Raw genomic sequence first — 26,407 nt, 5'->3', positions numbered from 1 at the left:
AAAACTTTACCTCAACTTAACTTGAGATTTTAAAGTAGCGTTTTTTGTAATGGATAACGCTATGAACTCACTAGAAAACTATTTATTAAGCTTACAGATTAATTGCTATCAAGCGTCAGCGATTCAAATTTCTCAAGTACAAACGCGTATTTGGCAGTCATTACAAAATAATTCTAGTTATGCACATAGCGTAATCGAAGAGTTTGATTTGAATGGACAGCCTAGCCATTACCAGCATGCAGCCCTATTTACACTGGTTTTATTGCAGCTTGGCTATAAAATAAAGCCAACGCCAGAAAACGCTTTATCGGTAAGGCATAACCATTTGTTACATGACATTCGCTTGTCGAGCAGTTAAACGCTAGTGGGGCTTAAGTTATCTTGTATCGTATAAAAAGGCACTTAGCCGAAACTAAGTGCCTTGGCTTAACGAAGTTACCAAATCATTTCTACAAATTCTGGATGATCCACAAATGGGTTGCGGTTACCTTGATGTTCATAAGCTGCTTGGTTACGGTCAAGCTCTAATTGGCTAACAGGATCCTCGTTATGCCATTTTAATAACATAGCAACGACCCAGTTCTCAAATACCTGATTAGATGAACCATTCAATACAGCGTTACTGTAGGTTGTGTTGTTTTGCCACGAGCCAATTACGTTTTCATAGCGTGTTGCCATGTAGAAATAGGCTCTTGCAAAGTCACCTTTAAATTCATCAATAGGTTCAAATACCGTTCCTGAGTAATTTAATGAGCTAGCTGCACTGCCTAACTTACTGCCGTTGCTAGAGGTATAGCTTGCACTACCAACTTCACCAAACGGGTAGTTACTACGTTTTGAATTTACATAACCATCAGTAGCAAAAATGTGATGTACGTCTGAATTCATTGGCTCAACTGTACCGCCAAACCAACTTTTCGGGAAAGAATGCTCACGGTTGTAGCAATCTGCTTCGCTGTTGTATGTACCACATTGATCGCTCACAGCAACATAGTTGTAACTGTCTTGGCCTGCAGGGTTTTCTGAATAACGGTCTAAAATAGAGTTGTCGTTTTCAAAATACTTATCGCGTGAGGCAACATCGTAAAAACTCCAAATAGCTGAATAGCCTTGTGAGTTGTGATCTTTAATGATGTTGTATAACTCTGTTTTCAGTGCATAACCACTAAGGCCTTGCGTTGTAACATAGTATCCCGTTGGCTCTGTTGGTGTTGTACCACCACCGTCACCGCCGCCTGAGCTATCACCCAAAGTAAACGGCGTTGCTTCCGAGCTTTGGAAGCTTGCACCACTGGCAAGTACTGTTTGACCTAAAGAAAGGTTGTAACTGCCATTGCCGAATGAGCAGCATATGCCATCACCATAGCTATCAAAAATAGTAAAGGTATAGTCACCATCAGTTAAACATGCTTGCTCACTGTACTGAGTATTTGCAGCATAGCTGCCGCCTGATGCTACTGTGCTACCTTGGCTGTTAGTGATATGCCAGCTGGTTTCTTCACCATAGTTATCGGTAGCGAGAGTTAAAGATACTTGGTTATCGGTGCAGCTGCCCGAAGGTGGTGGTGTTGAGCCCGTGCTTGGTGCAAAGTTATCAACATAAACCACTTCGCTGCCATCAAAGCCTGTTACATCGTAAAAGCGCAGGCCAACACTAATTGAGGTAGTCGCAGAAGCTGTATACTGATAGCTGATTTGTTGCCATTGATTCGTTAATGCTGAATTAGAGTAACCTTGATAGCCATCAACCACTAAGCGAGCTTTTACGCCGCCTTCAGTATGGTAAACCCAAGCAGAAAACTCATAGCTTTCACCGGCCACTACATCAACTAATTGCTGTAAATCGGTATTACTTTGCGTGCCAGTATTAACCACAACTTGTGCTGAGTAATTACCTGAGTAAACCACATTATTATTAGCGCTAAGACTAATACCGCTATCTATGGTGCTCCAGCTTGCAGGGGTGTTTGCTGACCAATTTTCGAAGTCGGCATTATTAACATTTGCCAGTGCTGAACTCGCTAAACACAGTAAACTACTGGCTAGCATGTATTTTTTACATGTCCCGTGTGACATCGTTGTTTCCTTTTTATATTTTAATAGTTTTTGCTGTTCTCAAAATTAACACAGCGAGTATAGGCTAATCGGCTTATGTTGCAATAATGTTAATTAATAAAAGTTTCTTATTGGGTAATTTTTGCTTTTAACATGTTTTTTTTGGATAAATACTAAATTAATAACTAAATGGAATATCAAAGCAGATTCTATTCTTTTTTAATCGCCTCAGACCCCGTTATTCTTCACGCTCAGATAAACCTTTAAAGCATTTTTGTTTAGTCTTTAAAGTCGAAAAAATTGTTCGCGAAATGACGGTAGTAAGTTCGTTTCGCTGTTAACTTTTCAGGGTTACGAGGAATAAATTCATGTTGTTAAGTCAACTAAATGCAGCGGCGAGCCCGCTATCGCAAGAGCAAGTACAAAAGCTGCAAGGCTTAGTGGCTGAACTTAATCCAATTCAGCAAGCGTGGGTAAGTGGTTACTTAGCTGCTAACGCAAATGCAGGTGCATTAACCGGTGGTGTTGCTGCCGCTCCAGCTGCGGGTGATGCTGCACCACTGACTATTTTATACGGCTCGCAAACGGGTAACGCCAAAGGCGTGGCGAGCAAGTTAAAAGAGCAAGCAGAGTCGCGCGGTCTAACGGCTAAGCTAGTAAACATGGCTGACTACAAACCAACAGCCCTGAAAAAAGAAAAGTTTATCACGGTTGTTGTTTCAACCTACGGTGAGGGTGAGCCACCAGAAGATGCTGAAAGCCTCCATGAATTTTTAACGACTAAAAAAGCACCAAAGCTAGATGGTGTTAAAGTGGCTGTGATTGGCTTAGGTGACTCAAGCTACGAATTCTTCTGCCAAACAGCAAAAGATTTCGAAGAGCGTTTTAACAAGCTTGGCGCAGAAACTATTTTCCAGCGTGCTGACCTAGATGTTGATTTCGATGATGAAGCTGCTAAGTGGATTGATGGTGCACTTGATGCGTTTGAACCAGATCTTAAAGCGCAGCAGCAAGCAAGTGGTGGTCAAGTTGTGGCGATGCCATTTGGAGCAGCAGCGCCAGCAGCAAGCCAATACACCAAGCAAAACCCATTTGCTGCAGAGCTAAGTGTTGTGCAAAAAATTACCGGTCGTGACTCAACTAAAGATGTGCGTCATGTAGAAATCTCATTAGAAGGTTCAGACATCACTTATACACCGGGTGATTCGCTGGGCGTTTACTTCTTGAATGATGAAGCACTTGTTGATGAAGTCCTTGCGCTTACCCAAATCGATGCATCTAGCACGGTTAAACTAGGCGATGAAGAGCTCAGTATTCGTGATGCATTAATCGAAAAATTAGAGTTAACCCAGTCATACCCAGGTTTTGTTGAAAAATATGCAACAGCAACTGGCAACCCTGAATTATTAAAGTTAGTTGAAGATAAAGCGGCAATGCGTGAGTACATCGAACCTCGCCAAATCTTCGATATTATTCGTCAAAATCCAGCTCAACTAGAAGCGCAAACCTTAGTCGACTGCTTACGTAAACTACAAGCGCGTTTATATTCGATTGCATCTAGCCAAGCTGAAGTTGAAGATGAAGTTCACTTAACTGTGGGTCTGGTTGAGTTTGATGCATTTGGAAGCGAGCACTTAGGTGGGTGTTCTGGCTATTTAGCGCGTCGTGCTGAAGAAGGTTGCAAAGTAAAAGTATTCAGTGAGCATAACGATAATTTCCGTTTACCGGCTAATGATGAAACGCCAATTATTATGGTAGGTCCGGGTACGGGTATTGCACCATTCCGTGCGTTTTTACAAGAGCGTGATGCTCGTGAAGCAAGTGGTAAAAACTGGTTATTCTTTGGTAACCCACACTTTACTCAAGACTTCTTATATCAAGTTGAAATTCAAGGTTACTTGAAGTCAGGTTTACTGACTAAAGTGGATGTGGCGTTTAGCCGTGACCAAGCGGAAAAAGTATATGTTCAAGACAAACTTCGCAAAAACAGCCAAGAAGTATTTGCTTGGTTAGAAGCGGGTGCTCATTTCTATATCTGTGGTGATGCAAACCGTATGGCGAAAGATGTTCATCAGGCGCTTGTAGACATTATCAAAGAAAATAGCGGCAAAGATGATGAACAAGCTGAGCAATATTTAAAAGATTTACGTAGCGCAAATCGCTATCAGAAAGACGTGTACTAATCACGTTTAAAGCTAACAGCCGTCACTGTAACAAATTTAGGAAATACCATGAGCGAACAAGACAAAAACGTAAAGCTTTCTGATAACGAGCGTTTGAAAAGAGAAAGTAATTTTTTACGTGGCACAATTGAGCAAGATTTAAAAGACGAGATCACCGGTGGTTTCACTGCTGATAACTTCCAACTGATCCGTTTCCACGGCATGTACCAGCAAGATGACCGTGACATTCGCCCTGAGCGCGCTAAACAAAAATTAGAGCCGTTACATAACGTAATGTTACGTGCTCGTATGCCTGGCGGTATCATCAAGCCAGAGCAATGGTTAGCGATTGATAAGTTTGCTGAAGAGAAAACCAGCTATGGCAGTATTCGTTTAACCACGCGTCAAACGTTCCAGTTCCATGGTGTGCTTAAGCCAAATATTAAAGGTATGCACCAAATGCTTAATAGCGTGGGCATTGACTCAATTGCAACAGCGGGCGATGTAAACCGAAACGTATTATGTACGACTAACCCTGTTGAGTCTGAGCTTCACCAAGAAGCTTACGAGTGGGCTGCGAAAATCTCAGAGCATCTATTACCAAAAACCAAAGCATACGCTGAAATTTGGTTAGATGGTGAAAAGAGTGAAACCACTGAAGAGCCAATTTTAGGTTCAACTTATTTACCGCGTAAGTTTAAAACCACAGTAACAATTCCACCGAATAATGAAGTGGATGTGCATGCGAACGACCTAAACTTCGTGGCAATTGCAGAAAACGGCAAGTTAGTTGGTTTTAACGTGTTAGTGGGTGGTGGTCTTGCTATGACTCACGGTGATACAGCAACGTATCCTCGTAAAGCAGATGACTTTGGTTTTATTCCACTTGAGCACACCTTGAAAATTGCTGAGCACGTCGTGTCTGTACAGCGTGATTGGGGTAACCGCTCAAATCGTAAAAATGCGAAAACTAAGTACACACTAGACCGTGTAGGTACGGATGTATTTAAAGCTGAAGTTGAAAAACGTGCTGGTGTTAAATTTGAACAGAGCCGCCCGTATGAGTTCACTCACCGTGGTGACCGTATCGGTTGGGTTGAAGGTATTGATGGTAAGCACCACTTAACGCTGTTTATTCAAAGTGGCCGTATTTTAGATTACCCAGACAAACCGCTAAAAACAGGCTGTCGTAAAATTGCTGAAATTCACCAAGGTGATTTCCGCATGACGGCAAACCAAAACTTGATCATCGCAGGTGTTCCGGCTGATCAAAAAGCGGTAATCGAAGAGATCGCTCGTAACCATGGCCTGATTGATGACAGCCATACAGAGCAGCGTAAAAATTCAATGGCGTGTGTGGCATTACCAACGTGTCCGTTAGCGATGGCAGAAGCTGAGCGTTATTTACCAAGCTTAATTGAGAAAACAGAAGCGCTCTTAGCGAAACATGGTATTGGCGATGACAACATCATTATGCGTGTTGTGGGTTGTCCGAATGGCTGTGGCCGCGCAATGTTGGCAGAAGCGGGTCTGGTTGGTAAAGGTCCAGGAAAATACAACGTGTACTTAGGTGGTAACCGTGAAGGCACGCGTATTCCAAAACTGTATTTAGAAAATGTTGGCGAAGACGTATACCTAGACGCATTCGATAAGCTAATTGGCCAATGGGCAAGTGAGCGTAATGAAGGCGAGTGTTTTGGTGATTTTGTAATTCGCAAAGGCATTGTTGCTGAAGTTAAAGTTTCAGTAACTGATTTTCACGCATAATTTTATAAGCGACACCGCTTTAAGGTTTGGAATTAACCATGAGTGAATTTAAAAACATCTTAACGATGAGCAAAGAAGACCAAACAGCCATGCTGGCTGATATAAATGGTCTTCTGGCTGATAAAAGCGCTGAAGAGCGTGTTGCTTGGGCACTTGAAAACTTACCAAGCACGCACTTTTTGTCGTCGAGTTTTGGTATTCAAGCGGCGGTGATGTTGCACTTAGTGACATCACAGCAGCCAGATATTCCGGTGGTACTGACAGATACCGGTTATTTGTTTCCTGAAACCTATCAGTTCATCGAGCAAATGACCGAACGACTTTCGCTTAATCTTAAAGTTTATAAAGCTGAGCTTAGCCCTGCGTGGCAAGAAGCGAAGTTTGGTAAGCTTTGGGAGCAAGGTGAAGAAGGCATTAAGCAGTACAATCAACTGAATAAAGTTGAGCCAATGACTCGTGCCTTAAACGAGCTGGATGCAGGTACTTGGTTTAGTGGCTTGCGTCGCGATCAGTCATCTAGCCGAGCTGATAAGCAAATTGTTGAAATCAGCCGAGGGACTGTGAAAGTGTATCCACTTATTGAGTGGAACAACCGTGACATCTATCAGTATCTAACTAAACATGATTTACCTTATCACCCACTTTGGGAGCAAGGTTATGTGTCGATGGGCGATGTTCACACAACACGTAAACTTGAACCGGGCATGACAGAAGAAGAGACGCGTTTCTTTGGTTTAAACCGTGAATGTGGCTTACATATCGATGGTGATGGTATCTAATCCTAAATTCCTATCAGAATTTTCGTAAAGCGTAACCAAGGTTGCGCTTTTTTTGTGCTATTTATATACAATTTCAGGCTTAATTCTGTGAGAGAAAATTATGAGTCGTGTTGTTGTATTTTTATTTTTATTATTTATTGCTCCTTTAGTACGAGCTGAAACGCTGCGTGTTGCACTCTATGACACAGATTACCCTCCTTATCATTTTGCGAGCGAGAAACAAAAAGGCTTAGTTGATGAGCTACTTGAACGTTTCGCTGAAAAGTACAAAGTGCAAATTAGTTATATTCTCGTACCTGAAGTGCGCTCTCAGCATTTACTGGATGAGGGAAAGGTTGATGTGAGGTTGGAGTCTGAGCAGTGGTACAGAGGCGAAAATCACTATTATTGGAGTGATATGATTGCTGTTGTCGAAGACGTGCTGGTGATGCCAAATGGTTGTCATATCCCTTCACTTGATAAACTGAATGGTTTTGCTGTACTGACGCGATTTGGCTATACCTATCCGCAATTTGAAGCTTTGTTTGCTTCAGGAAAAGTACACCGAGAAGACTTCTATTCTGAATTAGACATGTTGAATGCTTTACTTGATCAAAAACAAAATCAACGTGTTGCCGTCATCGCAAAAAATACCTTGCAATGGTATGCCGCACAAAATGATGCCTTTCAAAAGTTTACTGTTAGCGACTACAACGTGGGCAAAGCGCCGATGCAACTACAGTTCATTTATAATGAAAAAGGTAAGCGCATGAGCGAAAAATTTAATGACTTTATGAAAAGTCTTAAATCATCGGGGGAATTTGCTAAGATTGTGAGTAACTACCAATAATGTGTAAATGGAATTATGAAACGCTTTTGTTATTTTGCTGTGATGCTGCTCTTAACCAGTGTTGCGCTGCTGTTTTACATTAAAAAGCCAGACGGTAAACCTTACCTAGAGCTTGGTATGTTTGAGCGTTATTCAGAAAAAGTAAGTGCTGATGTGAGTGATTTTGCTTCGCAAGGAGCCGATACTCTTACTAGCCAAGCTAAAAAGCTCACTGAGAAGTTGAGCTTGAGCCAAGACGCAAATGCACCTGTCGTGGTGTATAAATGGCAAGATGAACAAGGGCAGTGGCACTATGCTGATACACCCCATCCTAATTATTTTAGTATCGCGGTAAGTTTAGATCCGAACGATATAACTGTGTTACCTGCAGAGACTTTTCAAGTTGAAGATAATCAAGCAGCAACCGTTAAAGCTGACGAAACACCTTCAACGCTTGGGGTATACGACCCTAAAAACGTACAAAAAATGATGCAAGACGCTGAGCAAGCAAAACAGCTTATGGAGCAACGTAACAAGCAACTTGAACAGCAGCTCAAAAAGCAAGGTGGAAATTAACTTTGTTTGTTTTGCGCTGCGAGGTCGCTTTCCATTTTCATCAGTAAAATAGTGAGATAAATTTTGGTGGGTAGTGAGAATAGCACACCAATAGCAATACACGCTGCGCTGATCATAATGCCATGTATACCCATGCTATCACTTAAGTAATTACCGGCTAATAAAGAGTGCCCCAATATAATTAGGCAAATACCTAAAATGATAAAGGTTTTTAAGATTCGAATGATGGTTTGTTCAGTCATACAAGCACCTCACTTTAGCCTTAATTAAAGTGTAGGTGCTGTTGTAATTAATAGGATTGTTCTAAATCAAGCAATTGTCGGTTATTTGTCCAATTTTACTGGGCCGTTGATGTTATCGATACTTAAATCACCTGAACCCGCTTCGATAATTGTCAGGCCAAGTGTGTCATCCACATAAATGCTGCCAGAGCCATCGGTAATGGTAACCAGCCCTTTTACATGTCTTACATCAATATCACCTGAACCGTCGTCAATAGTGAGTGCGCCAGCTAAGTGGTTTATGCTGATATTGCCAGATTCATCAATAATTCGCGCAGGACCTTGGCTGTTTTCGATGCGGATATCACCAGAGTCATCTTCAATATCAATACGCCCTTGGCCTTGGTCAATCATAATTGAGCCAGAGTCGTCTTCAATACTGATATTGCCGCTGACATTGCTAATGCGAATATCGCCGGAGTCATCATCTATGTTGATATTTCTGCCTTGTTCAATAATGATTGAGCCAGAATCATCATCAATGCTGATATCGTTTTGCATCGCACGTATCACGATATCACCTGAGTCATCATCGATCTCTAGTTTGAGGTTGCTAGGCACAGAGACAATTAAATCAATATGAGGGGATGAGCCACTGTAAAACGACAAGCTACCATTATTGAGCTTGCTGATAAGCTCAGCCGTGTCGCCATGCTTTTCGAGTGTTAATGTATAGGTCTCATCGCCTTTTGCTGCATAGATATTGGCATTTACGGTGATATCTTTTGTATTGCTGTCGCCTTTGATGATCAATGAGCCTGCTTCGGCATCAATTTTTAACTCGCTTATATTGGCAGCAGAAATGCTTAAGTCTTGTTGTTTTTGTTCTGCGATTTGACTTGGGGATACATGAATAACACAGCCAGTTAACAGTAAGCTTGATGAGATAGCGGTAGCGCAAAGTACGCGTTTAAATAATGAAATAGTCATACTTGTTCCAAGTTATTGTGATTGTTTTATTTGGATTACTTAAGCAAGCAATGCTCCAATATTAACATGCTGATTTTTATGTGCTTTTCATTTTTTGTAAATAAGTGTGTTGGTCTAAACTGCAATTAATTAGTGATTTAAACAAAAAAAGGGGCTGAAAATTCAGCCCCTTAGTTAACTTAAAAGCAGTTATTGCTCAGCCAGCATATTACGAAGTACATACTGTAAAATACCGCCGTGTTTGTAGTAATCCCACTCTTTCGGGGTATCTATGCGCACATCAACACTAAAGCTAATTTGTTTGCCTTCGCTGTTAGTGGCAATCACACTGACTTCGTTGGTTTTGTCGTATAAGCCCTCTAAGTCGAATGACTCTTGGCCTGTAAGGCCCAGTGACTCATAGCTTTCACCTTCTTTAAATTGCAGTGGTAATACACCCATACCTATCAGGTTAGAGCGGTGAATACGCTCATAACTTTGTGCAATAACAGCTTTAACACCCAGTAATAATGAGCCTTTTGCTGCCCAGTCTCGTGATGAACCTGTGCCATATTCTGCGCCCGCTAAAATAATCAGAGGTGTGCCGTCTTGCTGGTACTGCATTGCTGCATCATAAATACTGGCAAGTTCATCACTTGGTTGTATACGGGTAACACCGCCTTCAGTGCCCGGCGCTAGTAGGTTGCGTAAACGAACATTAGCAAAGGTACCGCGCATCATCACTTCGTGATTACCACGGCGTGATCCATAAGAGTTAAATTGTGCTTTTTGTACACCGTGATCTTGCAAGTAAAGACCTGCAGGAGCATCAGCTTTAATCGCACCTGCTGGCGAAATGTGGTCGGTTGTAACTGAGTCACCTAATTTTGCTAAACAGCGTGCACCACTAATGCTTGGAATTCCTGGAGGCTCAATTTCCATACCATCAAAGAATGGCGCTTTTTTGATGTAGGTTGACGCATCATCCCAATCATATAGTTTGCCATCAGGAATTTGAATTTTCTGCCAACGATCATCGCCTTGATACACATTGCCATAGCTTGATGCGAACATTTCTTTGGTCACTGTTTCACGGACAAGGTCGTTAACTTCGCTAACACTTGGCCAGATATTTTTCAGGTAAATGTCATTACCATTCGGATCTTGTGCTAATGGCTCGTTATATACATCAATATCTGTACGACCTGCAATAGCGTAAGCAACAACGAGTGGCGGTGAGGCTAAGAAGTTCATTTTCACATCTTGGTGTATACGACCTTCAAAGTTACGGTTACCCGATAAAATAGAGCTTACGACCAGTTTATGCTTTTGAATTGCTTCACTGATCTCATCGGCCAGCGGGCCTGAGTTACCGATACAGGTTGTACAACCATAACCGACAAGGTTAAAGCCTAACGCATCTAAATCGTCCATTAAGTCGGCTTTTTTCAAGTAATCAGTCACCACTTGAGAGCCTGGAGCGAGTGAAGTTTTAACCCAAGGTTTAACCTTTAAGCCTAATTGTTTTGCTTTCTTCGCAACTAATCCTGCAGCTAGAATTACACTTGGGTTTGAGGTGTTTGTACAACTTGTGATTGCAGCAATCACACAAGCGCCGTCTTTAAGCTCAAACTCCTCGCCTTTAAAGTTAACCTTGGCAGCACCCATGTATTGGGCTTCGTTTACCTGATCATCTGGGTTAGTTGTTGGACCTTCATCTTCAATGCGGGCTTCTTGAACATCGCTTTTATCACGTTGTTGCATGCGCTCTTCTTGAAAGCCACGAAGGTGTTCACCGATAATGCTACCAGCTTTATCAAGGGCGATTCTATCTTGCGGGCGTTTAGGACCTGCAAGGCTTGGCACGACATCATCAAGTGATAATTCAAGCGTATCTGTGTAGTGAGCTTCATCGCCAGGGTTACGCCATAAGCCTTGGTGCTTAGCATAGTCCTCAATAAGCTTAAGCTGCTCCTCATCACGGTTAGTTAAACGTAGGTAGTTAATAGTTTCGTCGTCAATCGGGAAAATACCGCAAGTTGCACCATACTCAGGCGCCATATTGGCGATTGTCGCGCGGTCAGCAAGTGGTAAATCAGCAAGACCATCACCATAAAACTCAACAAACTTTCCAACCACACCATGTTTACGCAGCATTTCTGTCACGGTTAGCACAAGGTCGGTTGCAGTTGTACCTTCAGGCAGGCGACCATTGAGCTTAAAGCCAATAACTTGAGGAATAAGTAAGCTGATTGGTTGGCCAAGCATTGCGGCTTCGGCTTCGATACCACCTACGCCCCAACCAAGTACCCCAAGACCATTGATCATAGTCGTATGTGAGTCAGTACCAACGAGGGTATCTGGGTAAGCGAGTGATTTACCGTTTTTACTATCGTTAAATACCACGCGGGCTAAATATTCTAAATTAACTTGGTGAACGATACCGGTTGCTGGTGGCACTACTTTTAGGTTATCAAAAGCGGTTTGGCCCCAACGTAAAAATTCGTAACGTTCTTTGTTGCGCTCATATTCAAGCTTCGCATTTAGATCAAATGAGCCATCTTCACCGTAGCCATCGACTTGCACTGAGTGGTCAATAACCAGCTCAGCAGGTGACAGTGGATTTATCTTTGCAGGATCACCACCGAGTTTTTCCATGGCATCGCGCATCGCCGCTAAGTCAACAATTGCAGGAACCCCTGTGAAGTCTTGCATTACTACGCGTGCAGGTGTAAAGGCAACTTCAGCAGATGGTTTAGCTTGTGGGTCCCAGTTGAGTAAGGCTTCAATGTCTTGCTTTTTAATGTTGACGCCATCTTCATTGCGCAACAGGTTTTCGAGTAATATTTTTAACGAAAATGGTAGACGTTTGGCTTTGTCGCCTAAACCTTGTAAAGAGTGAATATGGTATTGTTCACCATTAATTGTAAGCTGTTTTTGGGTATCAAAACTATTATTCATTATTTGCCCCTGTGGTTTGAGCAAGCAAAGCTCGCTTTTGTGTTTCCTTTTGAAATAGACACATTGCTATTGCAAACTTAATACCAGCTGGTAAATTTTTCTGCTGATGAAAAAATATGCTACTTAAATATAGTTGATGCCTATGTGATTTATTTCAAGTGTAAAGGGCAGATTAAAGTGTAGATATTTAAAATAGTTCTCATGAATAAGTCTGTCAATTAAGCCAGCTTTCTTGCTTACCTTTATTACTAATCAAAAGTAAGACTAAGCCAATCACAATAACGCAAAATGGCATTGCCAGTGCACTACTGCCAAACATAGCAAGGCTATCGATCACTACAAAGTTATAATATTGCTGTACTAACACAGCGATAAATGACACTAAAAAAAACTCTCTGGCTAGGGCTTTTCGAACAATTAGCATAATACTGCCAAGGCATGCTGAAAACACCGCTACAGCAAAGGCTGCAGTAGACCAAAGGGGGATGTTGCGGTATGCGTCTTGTTGATTCTCGGGTAGTAAAGCAATCATTTCAGGAGTCATTAACTGTTGCATGATAAACGCAAAAACACCTAACAGATTCCAAACAAGTGCAGCCCAAGCAAGTGGTTTAAGCCAAGCAGGAGGGGTCATAAATCACCTTTTATTGTTGTTATTATCACATTCAATTAAAGGTGATTTATGCTAACTAAGCAAGATTTAGTTAACCAAAAGAGATAGGGCGGCGGCCGGTTTTTTCGTCTACTTTTGGTTTTTTAGTGCGTTTACGTTTTGATTTTTTTGGTGCTTCTTCAGAGCTTTGTGGTTGTGCTTTTTGTACTGATTCTGGTGGACGAGGATTTGGTGTTGCATCTTCGCTTAATGTAAGCTGGAACAACTCACCATCAAAAGCAAGCACGTCACCACTGTATAATTTTTTCCGCTTTATTGTACAAATTTCATAGTTAACCCCAACATAACCTTCACCAATTAAGGCTTTTGCTTGGCCACCTGTTTCGACTAGGTCGAGCACTTTTAGCAAGTTACATAGCTCTATTGGCTCTTCTTCTAGTTCAATTTCGATGAAATCTTCGTTCATGTTGGTCTCTCTTAATTCAATCGCAGCCATTATAAAGCCTAGCACTCAATTGAACCAAGATTAAATTTTCAAGCTCTTCAAGCGGTTAAAATTTACAGCAATAAATAATCTGAGATTTCTACAAACAGTAAAAAAACTGCAGTATTTGCTGGCTACACTGCGCGCGTATGAAATTGGTGTACAAATTGCTAATTGCTTATCCGTTTAATATTTTTAGATTCGTTCTGGAGTAGTAGTAATGGGCGTAAGATCAGCGCTAAGAAAAGAGTTAATGGGATTACAAGATTCATCATTGCTAGCGGCAGATGATGTGCGAGCTTTGCTAACTCAAGCTATAAAGTCGCAGCCTGAAAAGTCAGAACAGGGATTTGCATTAATTTCTCGCTTTAATGATAACCATAGCCAATTGACTTCAGGTGAAGCAAATAAAGAAAAACTGCTTCAGCATCAAACCCACCGCTTATTTAAAGATATTCTCTACACCCGGCAAAGTGTTAATAATTGGCTGAAAAAGCACCTGAATTAATTGATTTATTGTTTTTCTCGCTTTAGACTACACTTGTAATCTAAAATGAGAAAGAAAATGAAAAGGATAATTTCAGCAGCCATATTTTTAATTTTGGCAGGTTGTCAGCAACCAACAGTCTACGTATACACAGAAAATCTTGATCAACAACAGTTGCACACATTAGAGCAAGCTTTAAATAAGCAAAGCTTACCTTACGAATACACTAAGCTCCCTATTCCAAGAGACTTTGCTGATGCAACCTTAATGTTATCGAGCGATAAAATTCTCACTCATGAAAGCGAGCAACTTGCAGAAATTATGCAGGGGCTGGGTTATCAAGCTGAAATTAAGTACACCACAGAGGCTAATCATTTTTACAATCAAGGCAATATAGGCTTTTACTTACGAGCAAAAAATGGCTCAACTAGTTTCACTATGCCGGCTCGAGTAATAACAACGGGTTGCGTTGAGGATGAGTTTAACGGCCTTGCGGTCAAATTTAGTGATAAACAGGCCGAGTTTAACCTAGCGAGTGGTAGACGAGTCTCATTGGACTGGGATTACTTATACGGCTATTTAGTCATTTATTATAAAAACTATTCGCAAAGTTACAGCCATTTAACGCCAGAAGTGAGTACCCCATTTGGTATGAAGCCATCTGACACCTATCGTTACACAGCACGTGTAAATAAACCCGGTTGGCTTAATTGTTCATTGCAAGTTGTGTATATGGATTAGGTTAGAGTGCTTTAATCTTTATAAATAAAAGGAATATTTCATTATTGAAGCATGAAATATTCCTTGTTAGGGTACGAGTGGAATTAATTGACAGGAAAGTCAAAATAATGAAGGGTTCTTTAAGGAATGCAGGACTATTAGGGAAAATCTATTCAGCAGGTGATTTTCTTTATAAAGAGTTTTTTAAGAAGAAGGAGGATGCAGAGGAGCAATATAAGAATCTTCAACCTCTATTGAAGATTACGTTTGGTCAATCAGGTAGAGACTCAAAAGAATTCATAGGTCTATTGCAAGCTCTGCTCTCATTGACTCCAATTGGTGCAAAACGGAGAAATTTCAAACGTCGGTATATTGATGATAAAGATGGATGGCGAAAGTTACCTTTGGAACCTGCTGAAATTCCTTATGGGCATTGGTGGTGAAATGAAAGAGCGTAGACTAAAGTGGCGAGTGCTTTTCGTAGTAATGTGTTTTTTCGTGTCTTTTTCTATATATGATGCATTTACTATTGATGAATCAATTGCCCCTACTCATCCTTTGCTCGTTAGTATTCTGCTTCTATGCGCTGATGTATTAATTCTTATTGGGGCTTATAACTATGCTTTTAGAAAGAAACTTATAAATTCGAAGGCGTTTTGGATTTTTACTATCACGTTTTATGTAATTATTTATATAGTTGCGCTAGGGTATGAGTTTGTAAATAATCATGACGGCTATGAAATCTACGATATGTTCCAAATTTCTTTTATGTATTTGTTATTTGCTTCGTGTGTACTAACTCCTACTTTTAAGTATATTTCAGAGTTAGGCACTCGAAAATAAAATTATAACAATTAAGTGGGATTAGCTACGTGATTCGAGATAATTACTCAATTTCACAATACGCTCACTCATGCCTTCGATTATGCGATCTTTAATTTTCTCGCGGATCACATTGGGCAAGCGGGTGAGTGCTTCGGGGGCAATAGCTAATAAAATAGTATCTACTCTAGCACGGGCGCTTGTGCTATGTTCCCGATTGTTAATAAAAGCACCTTCACCGATAAACTCACCTGGGTCAATAATGCCAAGCTCATGTAAATGACTTTGCTTGAACACCAGCAGTGAACCACTTAGAACAATATACAAACGCTTGTCATTGTCGTACTGCTTGAAAACAGCACGGCCTTGTTTAACCAAATATAAATGACTGAATGACTCTAATAACACTTGTCGCTCACTAAGAGTAAACTCTCTAAAGAACGACAATCTGTTAATTATTTCCATTTGTTTAATGAGTGGTATGTGTTCGATTAACTTCATTGATTCACATTGTTATGGCGATAAATTAGCTAATATTGCGCTCTTTTAACTTACGGGTCAATGTATTGCGGCCCCAACCAATTTTCACCGCGGCGTCTTGCTTGTGCCCCGCACAATTGGCTAATGCTGTTTTAATCAAGCGAGTTTCTAGCTGTGCTTGTATAGCCGGCCAGATATTTTCTTTACCTTGTTTAAGCTCAAGGTTGAGCCATTGCTGAAATGCATCCAGCCAATCACCTTCCTGTTCCACTGGAGCTGCGGCAACTATTTCGGGCGGTAAATCTTGTTCGCTGATAAGCTCACCCGGAGCCATTACTGTTAACCAGCGACAGGTGTTTTCTAGTTGGCGCACGTTACCTGGCCAATTGAATAAGCGTAGTTGCTCTGTGGCTTTAGGGCTTAGTATTTTGCTTTCAACTTGAAGCTCTTTGGCACTTTTATGTAAAAAGTGCTGTGCTAATCGTTCAATGTCTTCGGTACGTTCGCGTAGCGCAGGTAAGCGTAAACGCACAACGTTGAGACGATGAAACAAGTCATCACGAAACTTGCCTTGTTTAACTAAATCTTCGAGATTTTGGTGTGTTGCAGCGATAATACGCACATCCACTTTAATGCTTTGATGGCCACCAACTCGGTAAAATTCACCATCGGCTAATACACGTAACAAACGCGTTTGTACATCAAGTGGCATGTCACCAATTTCATCTAAAAATAAGGTACCACCATTGGCTTGTTCAAAACGACCTTTACGAATACTGTCGGCCCCTGTAAACGCGCCTTTTTCATGGCCAAACAATTCTGATTCTACTAACTCTTTTGGAATGGCAGCCATATTTAAAGCGATAAATTGGTTTTCTTTACGCGGACTATGATTGTGTAGGGCACTGGCAACAAGCTCTTTACCTGTTCCTGACTCACCATTAATTAGCACGCTCATACTTGATGCTGATAATTTACCAATCGCGCGAAACACCTCTTGCATCGCAGGCGCTTCGCCTATGATATGGGCATTCGTTTGTGGTGCTTGCTTACGCTTGGTTTTTTTTGTTGAATTAGCACGACAGGCGCTCTCTACCAGCGCAACTGCTTCATCTAGATCAAATGGTTTTGCAAGGTATTCAAATGCGCCTTTTTGGAATGCATTTACCGCTGAGTCTAAGTCTGAGTGTGCAGTCATAATGATGACTGGCAACCCAGGGTTTTGTTCGGCAATTGTTTCAAGTAATGCCATACCATCCATACCAGGCATTCTTACATCTGAGACTAGAACGGTAGGCTGACTAAACTTGAGTGCGTTAAGCACATCTTGTGCATTTGCATAACTTTCTGTTTCAAATCCTGCTCGCGCCAGCGCTTTTTCTAATACAAAGCGTATTGAGGCATCATCATCAACTAACCAAACTGTTTTCATGACTACTCCAAAAAACCATTAATCCGTAAAAGGCAAATAGATATTAAATTCTGTATGGCCAGGCCAACTATCGCAGTCAATGTGTCCACCGTGTTGATCAACCAAAGTCTGTGCAATGGATAACCCTAGTCCTGAACCATTTTCTTTGTTAGTGATCATTGGATAAAACAAGGTTTCTCTTAAACTCTTATCTATTCCTGGACCATTATCTGAAATCTGGATCAGCAAGGTTTTCTTCGGTGCTTTACCAGGACGTCTATGTTGATGGTTAATACGGGTTTTTATTCTAATTTCGCCACCATCAACCAGAGCCTGCTGTGCATTGCGAATAATGTTAAGTACCACTTGTTGAATTTTACTTTGGTCAATGTACACACTCGGTATACTTGGATCATAGTCTTTCACTAAAGTGATATTAGCGCTGTTATCTAACATGCTAAGCTTAATCACTGACTCAAGAGCTTGGTGAATATTGCCATATGATTTATGTGGCAATTGGTTTGGACCAAGTAAACGGTCTACTAGCTCTCGTAATCGGTCAGCTTGCTCAATGATAAGCTCTGCACATTGATCACGCTCTTGCTGATCAACCTCGTACTGCAATAATTGCGCCGCTCCGCGTATTCCACCCAAAGGATTTTTAATTTCGTGTGCTAAACCACGAATTAAATTGCGTGCGGCTTGATATTGGTGCATTTGATTTGATGCTTGATCGTGGCGAATTTCATCATCCATTTGTCGGCACTCAAACAAAATATAATTTTCATTATTGCTGTTTATTCGGCGGGTGCTAATGGTTAGCTTAGCATGGCGAGAATCGACGAACACCACGTCAGCTCTATGCTGGTGGCAGTCAACGCCATCAAACAACGAGTACTGAGCAATACGTTTTAGGTCAATGGAGTGGTAGTTAAATAAGTTATCGAATGGCTGATTAATTATACGTTTTGGACCTAAGCCTAATAGCTCACTGGCACTATCATTTGCATAAACCAGTTTAAAATCATTATCGAGCAAAATAACGGCTGTACTTAAATTTTTCCAAATACTTTCGAGTAGTTCAGAATTAAAATGTGTATCACTGAGCATGTTTGCACCATTTTAGTGCGTTGCAATTAACAGCAGCTTAGCACAATCCATTTACTTTGCATGATACCGACTCGAAAAAATTAGTTTCAATTAAGTATCGATGCTCTGTGCATGTAAAAAGTGCTAACAGGGCTAACCGAAACGACTTTATTATTCGCATCTATAAGTTTTGCTTGTAATGTGTGTTCGCCTCGGTCGACATTTCGCAATGCAAAGGTCGTGCTATTACTCGATTTTCCGTGAGGTGTGCCATCGACTATCAGCTGTACTTTGAAGCCTGTTGCAAAACGCGGACTCACTCGTGCTGTGACGTATACTGAGCCTGTATTCTCTCGAACGGTTGCCTCATTTTCTGGTGAGGAAATCGTTATTTTAAAATTGACAGGTGTCGCACTAGCGGGGTTATCAAGTATGCTGGTGTCGGTTGTAGGCATGGTAAGGTTTTGAGTATTGAGCTTTACTTCTTTAGCCCCAGGGCGAGGTGAGTCTGAGAACACTAAAACACCATTCTCATCTTTCCACGAGTAAATTTTTTTTACTTCACTTTGTGCGTAATTGCATACTGTAAAAAGGAGTAATACTAATAAAATCGTGTTTTTCACTCTGTGACCCTAGGTTATCTAATCTAACTAAAACTTTAGAGTAGAATTGGCCAAATTACCATCAAAAAAGCCCGCAAAGCGGGCTTGAGAACACACATTTATTATCAATCTGATAATTCTGATACGGCGTTAAATTAAACGCTGTAGTACATTTCGAACTCAACTGGGTGAGTTGTCATGTTAAGCTTTTCAACTTCTTTGCCCTTAAGTGCAATGTAAGCATCGATAAGGTCATCAGTGAATACGCCGCCAGCTTTTAAGAACTCACGGTCAGCATCTAATGAATCTAATGCTTCTTGCAGTGAAGATGCAACTTGTGGGATCTCTGCAGCTTCTTCAGCTGGAAGATCGTATAAGTCTTTATCCATTGCATCACCAGGGTGGATCTTGTTTTTGATACCGTCAAGGCCAGCCATAAGCATTGCAGAGAACGCTAAGTATGGGTTAGCTGTTGGATCAGGGAAACGTACTTCGATACGACGTGCTTTAGCAGACGGTACCACTGGGATACGGATTGAAGCAGAACGGTTACGTGCAGAGTATGCAAGCATTACTGGTGCTTCGAAGCCCGGAACTAGACGCTTGTATGAGTTAGTTGACGCGTTAGCGAATGCGTTGATTGCTTTAGCGTGCTTGATGATACCACCGATGTAGTAAAGTGCTTCTTCAGATAGACCAGCGTATTTGTCACCAGCGAAGATGTTTACGCCATCTTTACCTAGAGATTGGTGACAGTGCATACCAGAACCGTTATCACCTACGATTGGCTTAGGCATGAATGTCGCTGTTTTTCCGTATAAGTGAGCCATGTTATGGATAACATATTTCATCTCTTGGATTTCGTCAGCTTTTAATACCATTGTATTGAAGCGAGTTGCGATCTCATTTTGACCTGCAGTTGCTACTTCGTGGTGGTGAGCTTCTACTACTTGACCTAGTTCTTCAAGAACTAAACAAGTTGCTGAACGCCAATCTTGTGATGAATCAACAGGTGAACACGGGAAGTAACCGCCTTTAACACCTGGACGGTGACCCATGTTGCCACCTTCGTAATCTTTATCTGAGTTCCAAGCAGCTTCTACAGAATCGATTTTGTACATAGAACCAGACATGTCTGATTTGTATTTAACGTCATCAAAAAGGAAGAATTCCGGCTCTGGACCAAATAATACAGTATCAGCGATACCTGTAGAACGCATGTACTCTTCAGCGCGTTTTGCAACAGAACGTGGGTCACGCTCGTAACCTTGAAGTGTTGAAGGCTCAACTACGTCACAACGGATGATTAGTGTAGCTTCTTCAGAAAACGGGTCCATTTTAGCAGACTCAGGAACAGGCATAAGCACCATATCTGATTCGTTGATGCCTTTCCAACCTGCAATTGAAGAACCGTCAAACATTTTGCCGTCTTCGAAGAAATCTTCATCAATTTGGTGATGAGGAATAGAAACATGCTGTTCTTTACCTTTGGTATCAGTAAAGCGTAAATCAATGAACTTAACGTCATTTTCTTTGATAAAATCTAAAACCGATTGTGACATGTGTCCTCCAATTGTTGGGTTTTATTTTTGCTGCATTATTGCTTTTGCTCTATGTAAGCTGGTTTCATGCCATTTTTTTAAGGTGTTGTTAAGGCTGACAAAAAAGAAACCGCTTGTTGTTATGTTAACTTTTTATGCACTGTTTTGGTGCGGAAAAAGATCATTTTGGTGCGTAAAAAGAATGACGACGATTTGCACAATTACTGAGCGTGCCAATTTATCGGTTCTAAATACGATTAAGTGCCAAAATATGGTTTAAAAAATGCAATTTTGCCAGTTTTATGCTTATAAAAATTATTATTTTCATAAATTTGTCATTTATAAAACAGATACTTATAAAATGCCTGAAGAAAGTTTTGAAAATTGTATTGGATAAACTTTCATCCATGCCATTATTAAGGGATAATATGCGCCCTTTTAAATCCTATGCTGGGACATCTGGTGAAAATGCCGGTGAGTGCGTAGATCTTGCAGGATCAATGAGATTCAATTTCTCTGAGAAAAAATATGAGCATCGAAAAGTTAAGAAATATAGCGATTATCGCCCACGTTGACCACGGTAAAACAACTTTGGTTGATAAACTGCTTGAGCAATCAGGCACATTAGAAACGCGCGGCGGTAATGAAGAGCGCGTAATGGACTCAAACGACATTGAGAAAGAGCGTGGTATTACCATTTTAGCTAAAAACACAGCTATCTCTTGGAACGACTACCATATCAATATCGTAGACACCCCAGGACACGCCGACTTCGGTGGTGAAGTAGAGCGCGTACTTTCGATGGCTGACTCAGTATTACTACTTGTTGATGCTCAAGAAGGTCCAATGCCACAAACGCGTTTCGTAACGCAAAAAGCATTCGCACAAGGTTTAACACCGATCGTTGTTATCAACAAAATCGACAAGCCAGGTGCACGTCCTGACTGGGTTATGGACCAAGTATTCGACTTATTCGATAACTTAGGTGCAACTGACGAACAGTTAGACTTTAAAGTAATCTATGCATCAGCTATCAATGGCTGGGCTACATTAGATTTAGACGAGCCATCAGATAACATGGAACCAATGTTCCAGATGATCGTTGATGAAGTATCTCCACCGGATGCAGATCCTGAAGGTGCTTTCCAAATGCAAATTTCTCAGCTTGACTACAACTCATACATCGGTGTTATCGGTGTTGGTCGTATCAAGCGTGGTACTGTTCGTCCTAACCAACAGGTTACTGTTGTAAGTGCAGACGGTACTAAGCGTAACGGTAAAGTTGGCCAAGTAATGAGCTACTTAGGTCTTGAGCGTCATGAAGCAGAATCTGCAGGCGCTGGTGACATCATTGCTATCACGGGTCTTGGTGAGCTGAAAATCTCAGACACTATCTGTGATGTAAATACCGTTGAAGCATTACCACCGCTTAGCGTTGATGAGCCTACAGTAACAATGACGTTCTCTGTAAACACTTCACCATTCGCTGGTAAAGAAGGTAAATTCGTAACGTCACGTAACATCCTAGAGCGTTTACAAGCAGAGCTTGTTCACAACGTAGCACTACGTGTTGAAGAAACTGACAACCCAGATAGCTTCCGTGTTTCTGGTCGTGGTGAGTTACACTTAGGTATCTTAATCGAGAACATGCGTCGTGAAGGCTACGAGCTTGCGGTGTCTCGTCCACAAGTAATCCTTCGTGAAGTTGATGGTCAAAAAGAAGAGCCATACGAAACACTTACAATTGACTGTCAAGAAGAGCACCAAGGTTCTATCATGGAACAAATTGGTCTTCGTAAGGGTGAACTAACAGACATGTCTCCAGATGGTAAAGGCCGTGTACGTATGGACTTTATGATCCCAAGCCGTGGCTTAATTGGTTTCCAAACTGAATTCATGACATTAACGTCTGGTTCTGGTCTTCTTTACCACACATTCGATCACTACGGCCCACATAAAGGCGGTACTATCGGCGCGCGTAAGAACGGTGTAATGATTGCTAACGCAACAGGTAAAGCACTTACTAACGCATTATTCAACCTACAAGACCGTGGTAAGTTATTCATCGGTCACGGTGTTGAAGTTTACGAAGGTATGGTTATCGGTATCCACAGCCGCGATAACGACCTAACAGTAAACGCACTTAAAGGTAAGCAACTTACTAACGTTCGTGCATCTGGTACAGATGAAGCACAAACGTTAACACCACCACTTAACTATACGCTTGAACAAGCGATTGAATTCATCGATGATGATGAGTTAGTGGAAGTGACACCTCAGAGCATCCGTATTCGTAAACGTCACTTAACTGAAAGTGAGCGTAAACGTGCGAGCCGTCAAGCTAAAGACTAATAAGGTCTTGTAGTTTCACAAAATTAGAACCGCCGTATTGAAAGATACGGCGGTTTTTTTTAGTGGTCAGCCAAGTAGGTTGTGCGCAGCGATACCCAACTTTATTCATTTAAAATTTTAAACTTAATTGCACTTTTTTGCTAAACCCCCCATCTGTACTATCTTTTCTAAATCGACCTTGCAGGAGAGTGAGATGTACTTAGTTAGACTTATTTATACAAGTGAAATTAGCGATGGGTTTGGGCCTGGGGATATTGAAAATATTCTTGAGAAAGCCAAACAAAACAATAGCAAAATGAATGTTACAGGTTTGCTTTGTTTTAATACTACTCACTTTTTACAGTGCTTGGAAGGCTCTAGAAGTGCGGTAAATGCAACTTATCACCGTATTTTGAATGATACGCGGCATAAAAATATTATTATGCTAAATTATTGTGAGATTTTTGAAAGAGAGTTTGAGAACTGGTCTATGGGCTACATTCCTTACTCTAGACTCGTTACTCCGATTACCCTCAAATATTCTGGTACGAGTGAGTTTAACCCGCTCGCTATGTCTGCAGGTAGTGCACACAAACTAATGTTGGCGCTCAGGGATTTACTGCTTAAAAGTTAGCTTAATACCAATTCGCTCAATTAAGCGAATTGGTATACTAGAACAAGCAGCATTATAGTGAAACTTGCTCACCTTCATTAAGAATGTACAAAGGGAGCTTGCTAGCCATTCTTGCTTTCATTGTTAGTAATCTTAGTAGTGCCGAATGGCTTGAATGGTCGCCCATTTGCCAGCTTGAGTTACCATAACCCCAAGGGATCATCACTTTACAGCCAAGCTCCTCAGCTGCGTTAATAGCATCTTCAGGTGTAGTATGAACATAGCGATACCACTTACCATCTTCTTCATGGTAATAAGAAGCTATCGGCATAAGGCATACATCAATCTCGCCGTATTTCTGCTTAATATCCTGAAAATGTTGTGAGTAACCGGTATCGCCAGCAAAAAATAAGGTTTTACCATTTTGTTCTAGTAACCAGCCATTCCAGAGATCTTTGTTGTGATCTTCATAAATGAATGGGACTAGAGTTCGGCTACTAAAATGGTGTGCTGGCACCGCATTAACAGTTAAGTCATTAATTTGTGTACTTGCGTACCACGCCATTTCTGAAATATTAAAGCCACCAGTCGGAAAGTTATCTGCAAATCCTAATGGCACTAAATAACGCGGCGAATTGCCAATTTCTTCTATGTCGGCTTTGTTAAAATGATCATAGTGAATATGTGAATATATCACAGCATCTAAGCCATCAAGTTCTGCTTGTGTTGGCCAAAAACCTGGTTTGCGATAGATACCTCCAGCTAGCTTAAAGGCCAAGTCTACAGGCGAATCAAATTGCTCTTTGACTGGATCAAATAATAGCTGCTCACCATTGGGTGATTGAATATAAAAGCCTGCATGACCTAACCAGCGAACTGTAAACCCTGAGTTGATTTCAGGTACGCTTTGTTCTGCTTGATATTGGCATTGTGAGTTGCTGTCGTCACATATAAGTAGCTCTGATGGTTCATAGCAATTGTCAGTGCAGGTTGTTGGGTATTCTTTATCACCAGGATATAGGTTATGAAAGCGACCTTCGTAGTCACCTTCAGTTTTTAACGGAGTAATAGTGCCTTCACCGGCAATAACATTGACAGTATTAGGGCTGCTACAAGCAGTTAAGAGTGCAGCTGCAATGAGTGCTGAGAGTGTTTTTAAATGCATACTATGTTTACTTTTTATTCTTTGCCGTGAGTTTAGCAAAATAAAATTTAAGATAAATCATTAAAAAGTAACAAGAGATTACACAAAAAAGCCTACGTTTAAGTAGGCTTTGTAAAAACTCGTTTGCGCTAATTAACCAGCTTTATTCATTTGCTCAATGAACTTATTAGAGTCTTCAATAGATTTGTTCATGTCGTCCATTAACACTTTTATATCGCGTTTTAGGCTTGTGAACTCACCTTTGATAGCAGTTACAGCTTGTGCGTTTAGATTATGTTTTAAGTACAAAACATTATCATGAAGTGATGATAATACCGGCTCCATTTTGCTTTCAGCGCTGCGCATTGAGCGAAGTAGTTGATCAAATTGGCGCTTAGTTGCATTGAGCTTTTTGCTGCTTTCACGTTTTAGTGAGGCGCTTTTGTATTGCTCTAGCTCATCAGCCCATTCTTCAAATAGTGCCTCAGCGACATCTTCAACTTTATTGATATTATTTGTTACGTCATTTGCAGCCGCTAGGCTTGATTCATAATCATCATTTAGTTGCTTATATGCATCCTCAAGTTCACCGCCATTAAAATTGATTAATGTGGTTAATCTATCTAAGGCTGATTGAAATTCTTCTTGGGATTCTTGTTGTGATTCTTTTGTTTCTTCTACGCGGTCGACTAAAATGTCGCGTTTGTGCACTCCTACAGATTCCATAGCAGAGTAATAAGCTGACTGACAGCCTGATAATGCCATGGTTACTGCAAATAGTGGTGCACTTAAAAGTGTCAGTTTTTTCATTGAGAATCCTTTTTAGGTACCTGTCATTTCAAATTATGTGGTGGATTGCTATGATTATCAAAACATTTTAGCAGAAATTAGATTCTATGGATGAGAAGCTCACTCGTTATAAGCTGCAAATAAGCATTTTCTTAAAGCAACAACCTACTTGGTGGATGCAGTATCTCAATCGTTGTATTGACGATCAAATTACTGTTAATGCAGGTTATTTAGCTTATGTAACCTTGTTATCAATCGTGCCATTAGTGGCGGTTGGTGTCGCTATTTTTTCTGCTTTTCCTGGATTTGAAAGCACGTTAGTAACCATAGAAAATTTCTTATTTACAAATCTTGTGCCGACTTCTTCTGATGTTATTAAAGAGCATATCAGCGCCTTTGCCGGTAATGCTAATAAAATGACCGCGGTCGGTGTGGGATTTTTAGCAGCGGTGTCCTTGTTACTCATTCGCAATGTCGATGCCACATTGAACCGAATTTGGCGTATTAAGAAAAAACGCCCCATGATGATTTCGTTTGCCGTTTATTGGATGGTGCTTAGCTTAGGCCCAGTATTACTCGGCGCGAGTATTGGTGTTACCTCATACATTGTGTCTTTAGTATCATTCGCTGATCAAGGTATTCCAGGATTCAGCGGCTTTTTATTGAAACTATTACCTTACATAATTTCCATGATTGGCTTCATTATGCTCTATACTTTAGTGCCTAACACACGAGTTCCATTTAGAGCGGCAATTCCAGGAGCATTGTTTGCAGCTATGTTGTTTGAGCTGACAAAAAAAGGCTTTGCTCTGTATATCAGTCACTTCCCATCTTATGAAGTTATTTATGGGGCGTTGGCGACGATACCTATACTATTTGTTTGGGTCTATCTGTCTTGGATTGTCGTATTACTCGGTGCAGAGTTTACGGTATGTATCAGTCCTGAAGATATTGAGGATACACCTGATATAGACGTTTAATAG

Annotated in this window: 25 protein-coding genes; 12 read left to right on the top strand and 13 right to left on the bottom strand. The window is 41.0% G+C overall.

Features of this window, described 5'->3' with window-relative positions; all coding sequences use genetic code 11:
* Nucleotides 1-61 precede the first annotated feature (61 nt).
* Nucleotides 62-358: a hypothetical protein gene (locus tag AAEU31_RS12360; RefSeq protein ID WP_421967336.1), complete on the top strand. Its 297-nt coding sequence runs from the start codon at nucleotides 62-64 to the stop codon at nucleotides 356-358.
* Nucleotides 359-435: 77 nt separating this feature from the next.
* Here AAEU31_RS12360 and AAEU31_RS12355 read toward each other — a convergent pair whose 3' ends face one another.
* Nucleotides 436-2,076, bottom strand: coding sequence for an endonuclease (locus AAEU31_RS12355; protein WP_421967335.1), 1,641 nt, complete (start codon nucleotides 2,074-2,076; stop codon nucleotides 436-438).
* Nucleotides 2,077-2,423: 347 nt separating this feature from the next.
* Here AAEU31_RS12355 and AAEU31_RS12350 point away from each other — a divergent pair, with 347 nt between their 5' ends.
* The 5 genes from AAEU31_RS12350 (at nucleotide 2,424) to AAEU31_RS12330 (ending at nucleotide 8,147) form a co-directional block, all read left to right on the top strand.
* On the top strand, nucleotides 2,424-4,238 hold the full coding sequence (locus AAEU31_RS12350; RefSeq protein ID WP_421967334.1) for an assimilatory sulfite reductase (NADPH) flavoprotein subunit: 1,815 nt from the start codon (nucleotides 2,424-2,426) through the stop codon (nucleotides 4,236-4,238).
* Nucleotides 4,239-4,286: 48 nt separating this feature from the next.
* A complete protein-coding gene (gene cysI / locus AAEU31_RS12345) occupies nucleotides 4,287-5,984 on the top strand; it encodes an assimilatory sulfite reductase (NADPH) hemoprotein subunit (RefSeq protein ID WP_135923217.1) in 1,698 nt (565 codons plus the stop codon).
* A 38-nt stretch (nucleotides 5,985-6,022) separates the two neighbouring features.
* Nucleotides 6,023-6,763: a phosphoadenylyl-sulfate reductase gene (locus AAEU31_RS12340; RefSeq protein WP_135923218.1), complete on the top strand. Its 741-nt coding sequence runs from the start codon at nucleotides 6,023-6,025 to the stop codon at nucleotides 6,761-6,763.
* A 100-nt stretch (nucleotides 6,764-6,863) separates the two neighbouring features.
* Nucleotides 6,864-7,592 carry a substrate-binding periplasmic protein gene (locus tag AAEU31_RS12335; protein ID WP_421967333.1) on the top strand — a complete coding sequence of 243 codons (729 nt, stop codon included), beginning with the start codon at nucleotides 6,864-6,866 and terminating at the stop codon, nucleotides 7,590-7,592.
* Nucleotides 7,593-7,607: 15 nt separating this feature from the next.
* Entirely contained in the window at nucleotides 7,608-8,147 is a 540-nt protein-coding gene (locus tag AAEU31_RS12330; RefSeq protein WP_421967332.1) for a DUF4124 domain-containing protein, read from the top strand.
* Here AAEU31_RS12330 and AAEU31_RS12325 read toward each other — a convergent pair.
* The 5 genes from AAEU31_RS12325 to AAEU31_RS12305 all read right to left on the bottom strand — a co-directional run bounded on the left by AAEU31_RS12325 (nucleotide 8,144) and on the right by AAEU31_RS12305 (nucleotide 13,377).
* On the bottom strand, nucleotides 8,144-8,389 hold the full coding sequence (locus tag AAEU31_RS12325; protein WP_421967331.1) for a hypothetical protein: 246 nt from the start codon (nucleotides 8,387-8,389) through the stop codon (nucleotides 8,144-8,146). The genes AAEU31_RS12330 and AAEU31_RS12325 overlap by 4 nt on opposite strands.
* 81 nt (nucleotides 8,390-8,470) lie before the next feature.
* The gene (locus AAEU31_RS12320; RefSeq protein ID WP_421967330.1) at nucleotides 8,471-9,358 is read right to left on the bottom strand and encodes a DUF4097 family beta strand repeat-containing protein; all 888 of its coding nucleotides are present in this window, start codon (nucleotides 9,356-9,358) and stop codon (nucleotides 8,471-8,473) included.
* A gap of 189 nt (nucleotides 9,359-9,547) precedes the next feature.
* On the bottom strand, nucleotides 9,548-12,298 hold the full coding sequence (gene acnA / locus AAEU31_RS12315) for an aconitate hydratase AcnA (RefSeq protein WP_421967329.1): 2,751 nt from the start codon (nucleotides 12,296-12,298) through the stop codon (nucleotides 9,548-9,550).
* Nucleotides 12,299-12,512: 214 nt separating this feature from the next.
* Nucleotides 12,513-12,932, bottom strand: coding sequence for a hypothetical protein (locus AAEU31_RS12310; protein ID WP_135923223.1), 420 nt, complete (start codon nucleotides 12,930-12,932; stop codon nucleotides 12,513-12,515).
* A gap of 70 nt (nucleotides 12,933-13,002) precedes the next feature.
* Nucleotides 13,003-13,377, bottom strand: a complete 375-nt coding sequence (locus AAEU31_RS12305; RefSeq protein WP_138556717.1) for an RNA-binding S4 domain-containing protein — start codon at nucleotides 13,375-13,377, stop codon at nucleotides 13,003-13,005.
* Nucleotides 13,378-13,615: 238 nt separating this feature from the next.
* Between AAEU31_RS12305 and AAEU31_RS12300 the strand changes: the two genes are divergently transcribed.
* The 3 genes from AAEU31_RS12300 to AAEU31_RS12290 all read left to right on the top strand — a co-directional run bounded on the left by AAEU31_RS12300 (nucleotide 13,616) and on the right by AAEU31_RS12290 (nucleotide 15,045).
* Complete coding sequence (locus AAEU31_RS12300; protein WP_253038543.1) at nucleotides 13,616-13,903, top strand: hypothetical protein; 288 nt, start codon at nucleotides 13,616-13,618, stop codon at nucleotides 13,901-13,903.
* A 57-nt stretch (nucleotides 13,904-13,960) separates the two neighbouring features.
* The gene (locus AAEU31_RS12295; protein ID WP_421967328.1) at nucleotides 13,961-14,623 is read left to right on the top strand and encodes a hypothetical protein; all 663 of its coding nucleotides are present in this window, start codon (nucleotides 13,961-13,963) and stop codon (nucleotides 14,621-14,623) included.
* A 77-nt stretch (nucleotides 14,624-14,700) separates the two neighbouring features.
* Complete coding sequence (locus AAEU31_RS12290) at nucleotides 14,701-15,045, top strand: hypothetical protein (protein WP_421967327.1); 345 nt, start codon at nucleotides 14,701-14,703, stop codon at nucleotides 15,043-15,045.
* Between the two features lie 421 nt (nucleotides 15,046-15,466).
* Here the strand turns inward: AAEU31_RS12290 and AAEU31_RS12285 are convergent, their stop codons facing one another.
* The 5 genes from AAEU31_RS12285 to glnA form a co-directional block, all read right to left on the bottom strand.
* Nucleotides 15,467-15,925, bottom strand: a complete 459-nt coding sequence (locus AAEU31_RS12285) for a cyclic nucleotide-binding domain-containing protein (protein ID WP_421967326.1) — start codon at nucleotides 15,923-15,925, stop codon at nucleotides 15,467-15,469.
* Between the two features lie 25 nt (nucleotides 15,926-15,950).
* Nucleotides 15,951-17,336 (bottom strand): nitrogen regulation protein NR(I), encoded by a 1,386-nt coding sequence (gene ntrC, locus AAEU31_RS12280; protein ID WP_135923227.1) that lies wholly within the window; start codon nucleotides 17,334-17,336, stop codon nucleotides 15,951-15,953.
* 18 nt (nucleotides 17,337-17,354) lie between these two features.
* Nucleotides 17,355-18,425, bottom strand: coding sequence for a nitrogen regulation protein NR(II) (gene glnL / locus AAEU31_RS12275; RefSeq protein ID WP_135923228.1), 1,071 nt, complete (start codon nucleotides 18,423-18,425; stop codon nucleotides 17,355-17,357).
* Between the two features lie 86 nt (nucleotides 18,426-18,511).
* On the bottom strand, nucleotides 18,512-19,027 hold the full coding sequence (locus AAEU31_RS12270) for a DUF4124 domain-containing protein (protein ID WP_235383716.1): 516 nt from the start codon (nucleotides 19,025-19,027) through the stop codon (nucleotides 18,512-18,514).
* Nucleotides 19,028-19,161: 134 nt separating this feature from the next.
* The gene (gene glnA / locus AAEU31_RS12265) at nucleotides 19,162-20,568 is read right to left on the bottom strand and encodes a glutamate--ammonia ligase (protein ID WP_421967325.1); all 1,407 of its coding nucleotides are present in this window, start codon (nucleotides 20,566-20,568) and stop codon (nucleotides 19,162-19,164) included.
* Between the two features lie 507 nt (nucleotides 20,569-21,075).
* Here glnA and typA point away from each other — a divergent pair.
* Nucleotides 21,076-22,899 carry a translational GTPase TypA gene (gene typA, locus AAEU31_RS12260; RefSeq protein ID WP_135923231.1) on the top strand — a complete coding sequence of 608 codons (1,824 nt, stop codon included), beginning with the start codon at nucleotides 21,076-21,078 and terminating at the stop codon, nucleotides 22,897-22,899.
* A gap of 193 nt (nucleotides 22,900-23,092) precedes the next feature.
* Nucleotides 23,093-23,512 (top strand): BLUF domain-containing protein, encoded by a 420-nt coding sequence (locus AAEU31_RS12255; protein WP_199527628.1) that lies wholly within the window; start codon nucleotides 23,093-23,095, stop codon nucleotides 23,510-23,512.
* Between the two features lie 52 nt (nucleotides 23,513-23,564).
* Here AAEU31_RS12255 and AAEU31_RS12250 read toward each other — a convergent pair whose 3' ends face one another.
* Both AAEU31_RS12250 and AAEU31_RS12245 read right to left on the bottom strand, forming a co-directional pair.
* Entirely contained in the window at nucleotides 23,565-24,656 is a 1,092-nt protein-coding gene (locus AAEU31_RS12250) for an MBL fold metallo-hydrolase (RefSeq protein WP_138556665.1), read from the bottom strand.
* A 132-nt stretch (nucleotides 24,657-24,788) separates the two neighbouring features.
* Nucleotides 24,789-25,445 carry a DUF2959 domain-containing protein gene (locus AAEU31_RS12245; protein WP_421967324.1) on the bottom strand — a complete coding sequence of 219 codons (657 nt, stop codon included), beginning with the start codon at nucleotides 25,443-25,445 and terminating at the stop codon, nucleotides 24,789-24,791.
* Between the two features lie 86 nt (nucleotides 25,446-25,531).
* On the opposite strand from AAEU31_RS12245, the gene AAEU31_RS12240 reads away from it, so the two are divergent.
* Nucleotides 25,532-26,404, top strand: coding sequence for a virulence factor BrkB family protein (locus AAEU31_RS12240; protein ID WP_135923235.1), 873 nt, complete (start codon nucleotides 25,532-25,534; stop codon nucleotides 26,402-26,404).
* The last annotated feature ends 3 nt before the right edge of the window (nucleotides 26,405-26,407 follow it).

It is taken from the genome of Pseudoalteromonas thalassia, assembly GCF_049257215.1.
Taxonomy (GTDB): domain Bacteria; phylum Pseudomonadota; class Gammaproteobacteria; order Enterobacterales; family Alteromonadaceae; genus Pseudoalteromonas; species Pseudoalteromonas lipolytica_C.
Note: the sequence above shows the minus strand (reverse complement) of the source record. Positions and strands in the feature narration are given on the sequence as shown.

Bases quoted from the DNA above. Each gene is read 5' to 3' on its own strand.
- AAEU31_RS12250 (WP_138556665.1), bottom strand. From the start codon at position 24,656: ATGCATTTAAAAACACTCTCAGCACTCATTGCAGCTGCACTCTTAACT.
- cysI (WP_135923217.1), top strand. From the start codon at position 4,287: ATGAGCGAACAAGACAAAAACGTAAAGCTTTCTGATAACGAGCGTTTG.
- AAEU31_RS12360 (WP_421967336.1), top strand. From the start codon at position 62: ATGAACTCACTAGAAAACTATTTATTAAGCTTACAGATTAATTGCTAT.
- AAEU31_RS12320 (WP_421967330.1), bottom strand. From the start codon at position 9,358: ATGACTATTTCATTATTTAAACGCGTACTTTGCGCTACCGCTATCTCA.
- AAEU31_RS12255 (WP_199527628.1), top strand. From the start codon at position 23,093: ATGTACTTAGTTAGACTTATTTATACAAGTGAAATTAGCGATGGGTTT.
- AAEU31_RS12285 (WP_421967326.1), bottom strand. From the start codon at position 15,925: ATGAAGTTAATCGAACACATACCACTCATTAAACAAATGGAAATAATT.
- AAEU31_RS12300 (WP_253038543.1), top strand. From the start codon at position 13,616: ATGGGCGTAAGATCAGCGCTAAGAAAAGAGTTAATGGGATTACAAGAT.
- AAEU31_RS12240 (WP_135923235.1), top strand. From the start codon at position 25,532: ATGGATGAGAAGCTCACTCGTTATAAGCTGCAAATAAGCATTTTCTTA.
- typA (WP_135923231.1), top strand. From the start codon at position 21,076: ATGAGCATCGAAAAGTTAAGAAATATAGCGATTATCGCCCACGTTGAC.
- AAEU31_RS12295 (WP_421967328.1), top strand. From the start codon at position 13,961: ATGAAAAGGATAATTTCAGCAGCCATATTTTTAATTTTGGCAGGTTGT.
- AAEU31_RS12340 (WP_135923218.1), top strand. From the start codon at position 6,023: ATGAGTGAATTTAAAAACATCTTAACGATGAGCAAAGAAGACCAAACA.
- AAEU31_RS12310 (WP_135923223.1), bottom strand. From the start codon at position 12,932: ATGACCCCTCCTGCTTGGCTTAAACCACTTGCTTGGGCTGCACTTGTT.
- AAEU31_RS12245 (WP_421967324.1), bottom strand. From the start codon at position 25,445: ATGAAAAAACTGACACTTTTAAGTGCACCACTATTTGCAGTAACCATG.
- AAEU31_RS12350 (WP_421967334.1), top strand. From the start codon at position 2,424: ATGTTGTTAAGTCAACTAAATGCAGCGGCGAGCCCGCTATCGCAAGAG.
- ntrC (WP_135923227.1), bottom strand. From the start codon at position 17,336: ATGAAAACAGTTTGGTTAGTTGATGATGATGCCTCAATACGCTTTGTA.
- AAEU31_RS12335 (WP_421967333.1), top strand. From the start codon at position 6,864: ATGAGTCGTGTTGTTGTATTTTTATTTTTATTATTTATTGCTCCTTTA.
- glnA (WP_421967325.1), bottom strand. From the start codon at position 20,568: ATGTCACAATCGGTTTTAGATTTTATCAAAGAAAATGACGTTAAGTTC.
- glnL (WP_135923228.1), bottom strand. From the start codon at position 18,425: ATGCTCAGTGATACACATTTTAATTCTGAACTACTCGAAAGTATTTGG.
- acnA (WP_421967329.1), bottom strand. From the start codon at position 12,298: ATGAATAATAGTTTTGATACCCAAAAACAGCTTACAATTAATGGTGAA.
- AAEU31_RS12330 (WP_421967332.1), top strand. From the start codon at position 7,608: ATGAAACGCTTTTGTTATTTTGCTGTGATGCTGCTCTTAACCAGTGTT.
- AAEU31_RS12325 (WP_421967331.1), bottom strand. From the start codon at position 8,389: ATGACTGAACAAACCATCATTCGAATCTTAAAAACCTTTATCATTTTA.
- AAEU31_RS12305 (WP_138556717.1), bottom strand. From the start codon at position 13,377: ATGAACGAAGATTTCATCGAAATTGAACTAGAAGAAGAGCCAATAGAG.
- AAEU31_RS12355 (WP_421967335.1), bottom strand. From the start codon at position 2,076: ATGTCACACGGGACATGTAAAAAATACATGCTAGCCAGTAGTTTACTG.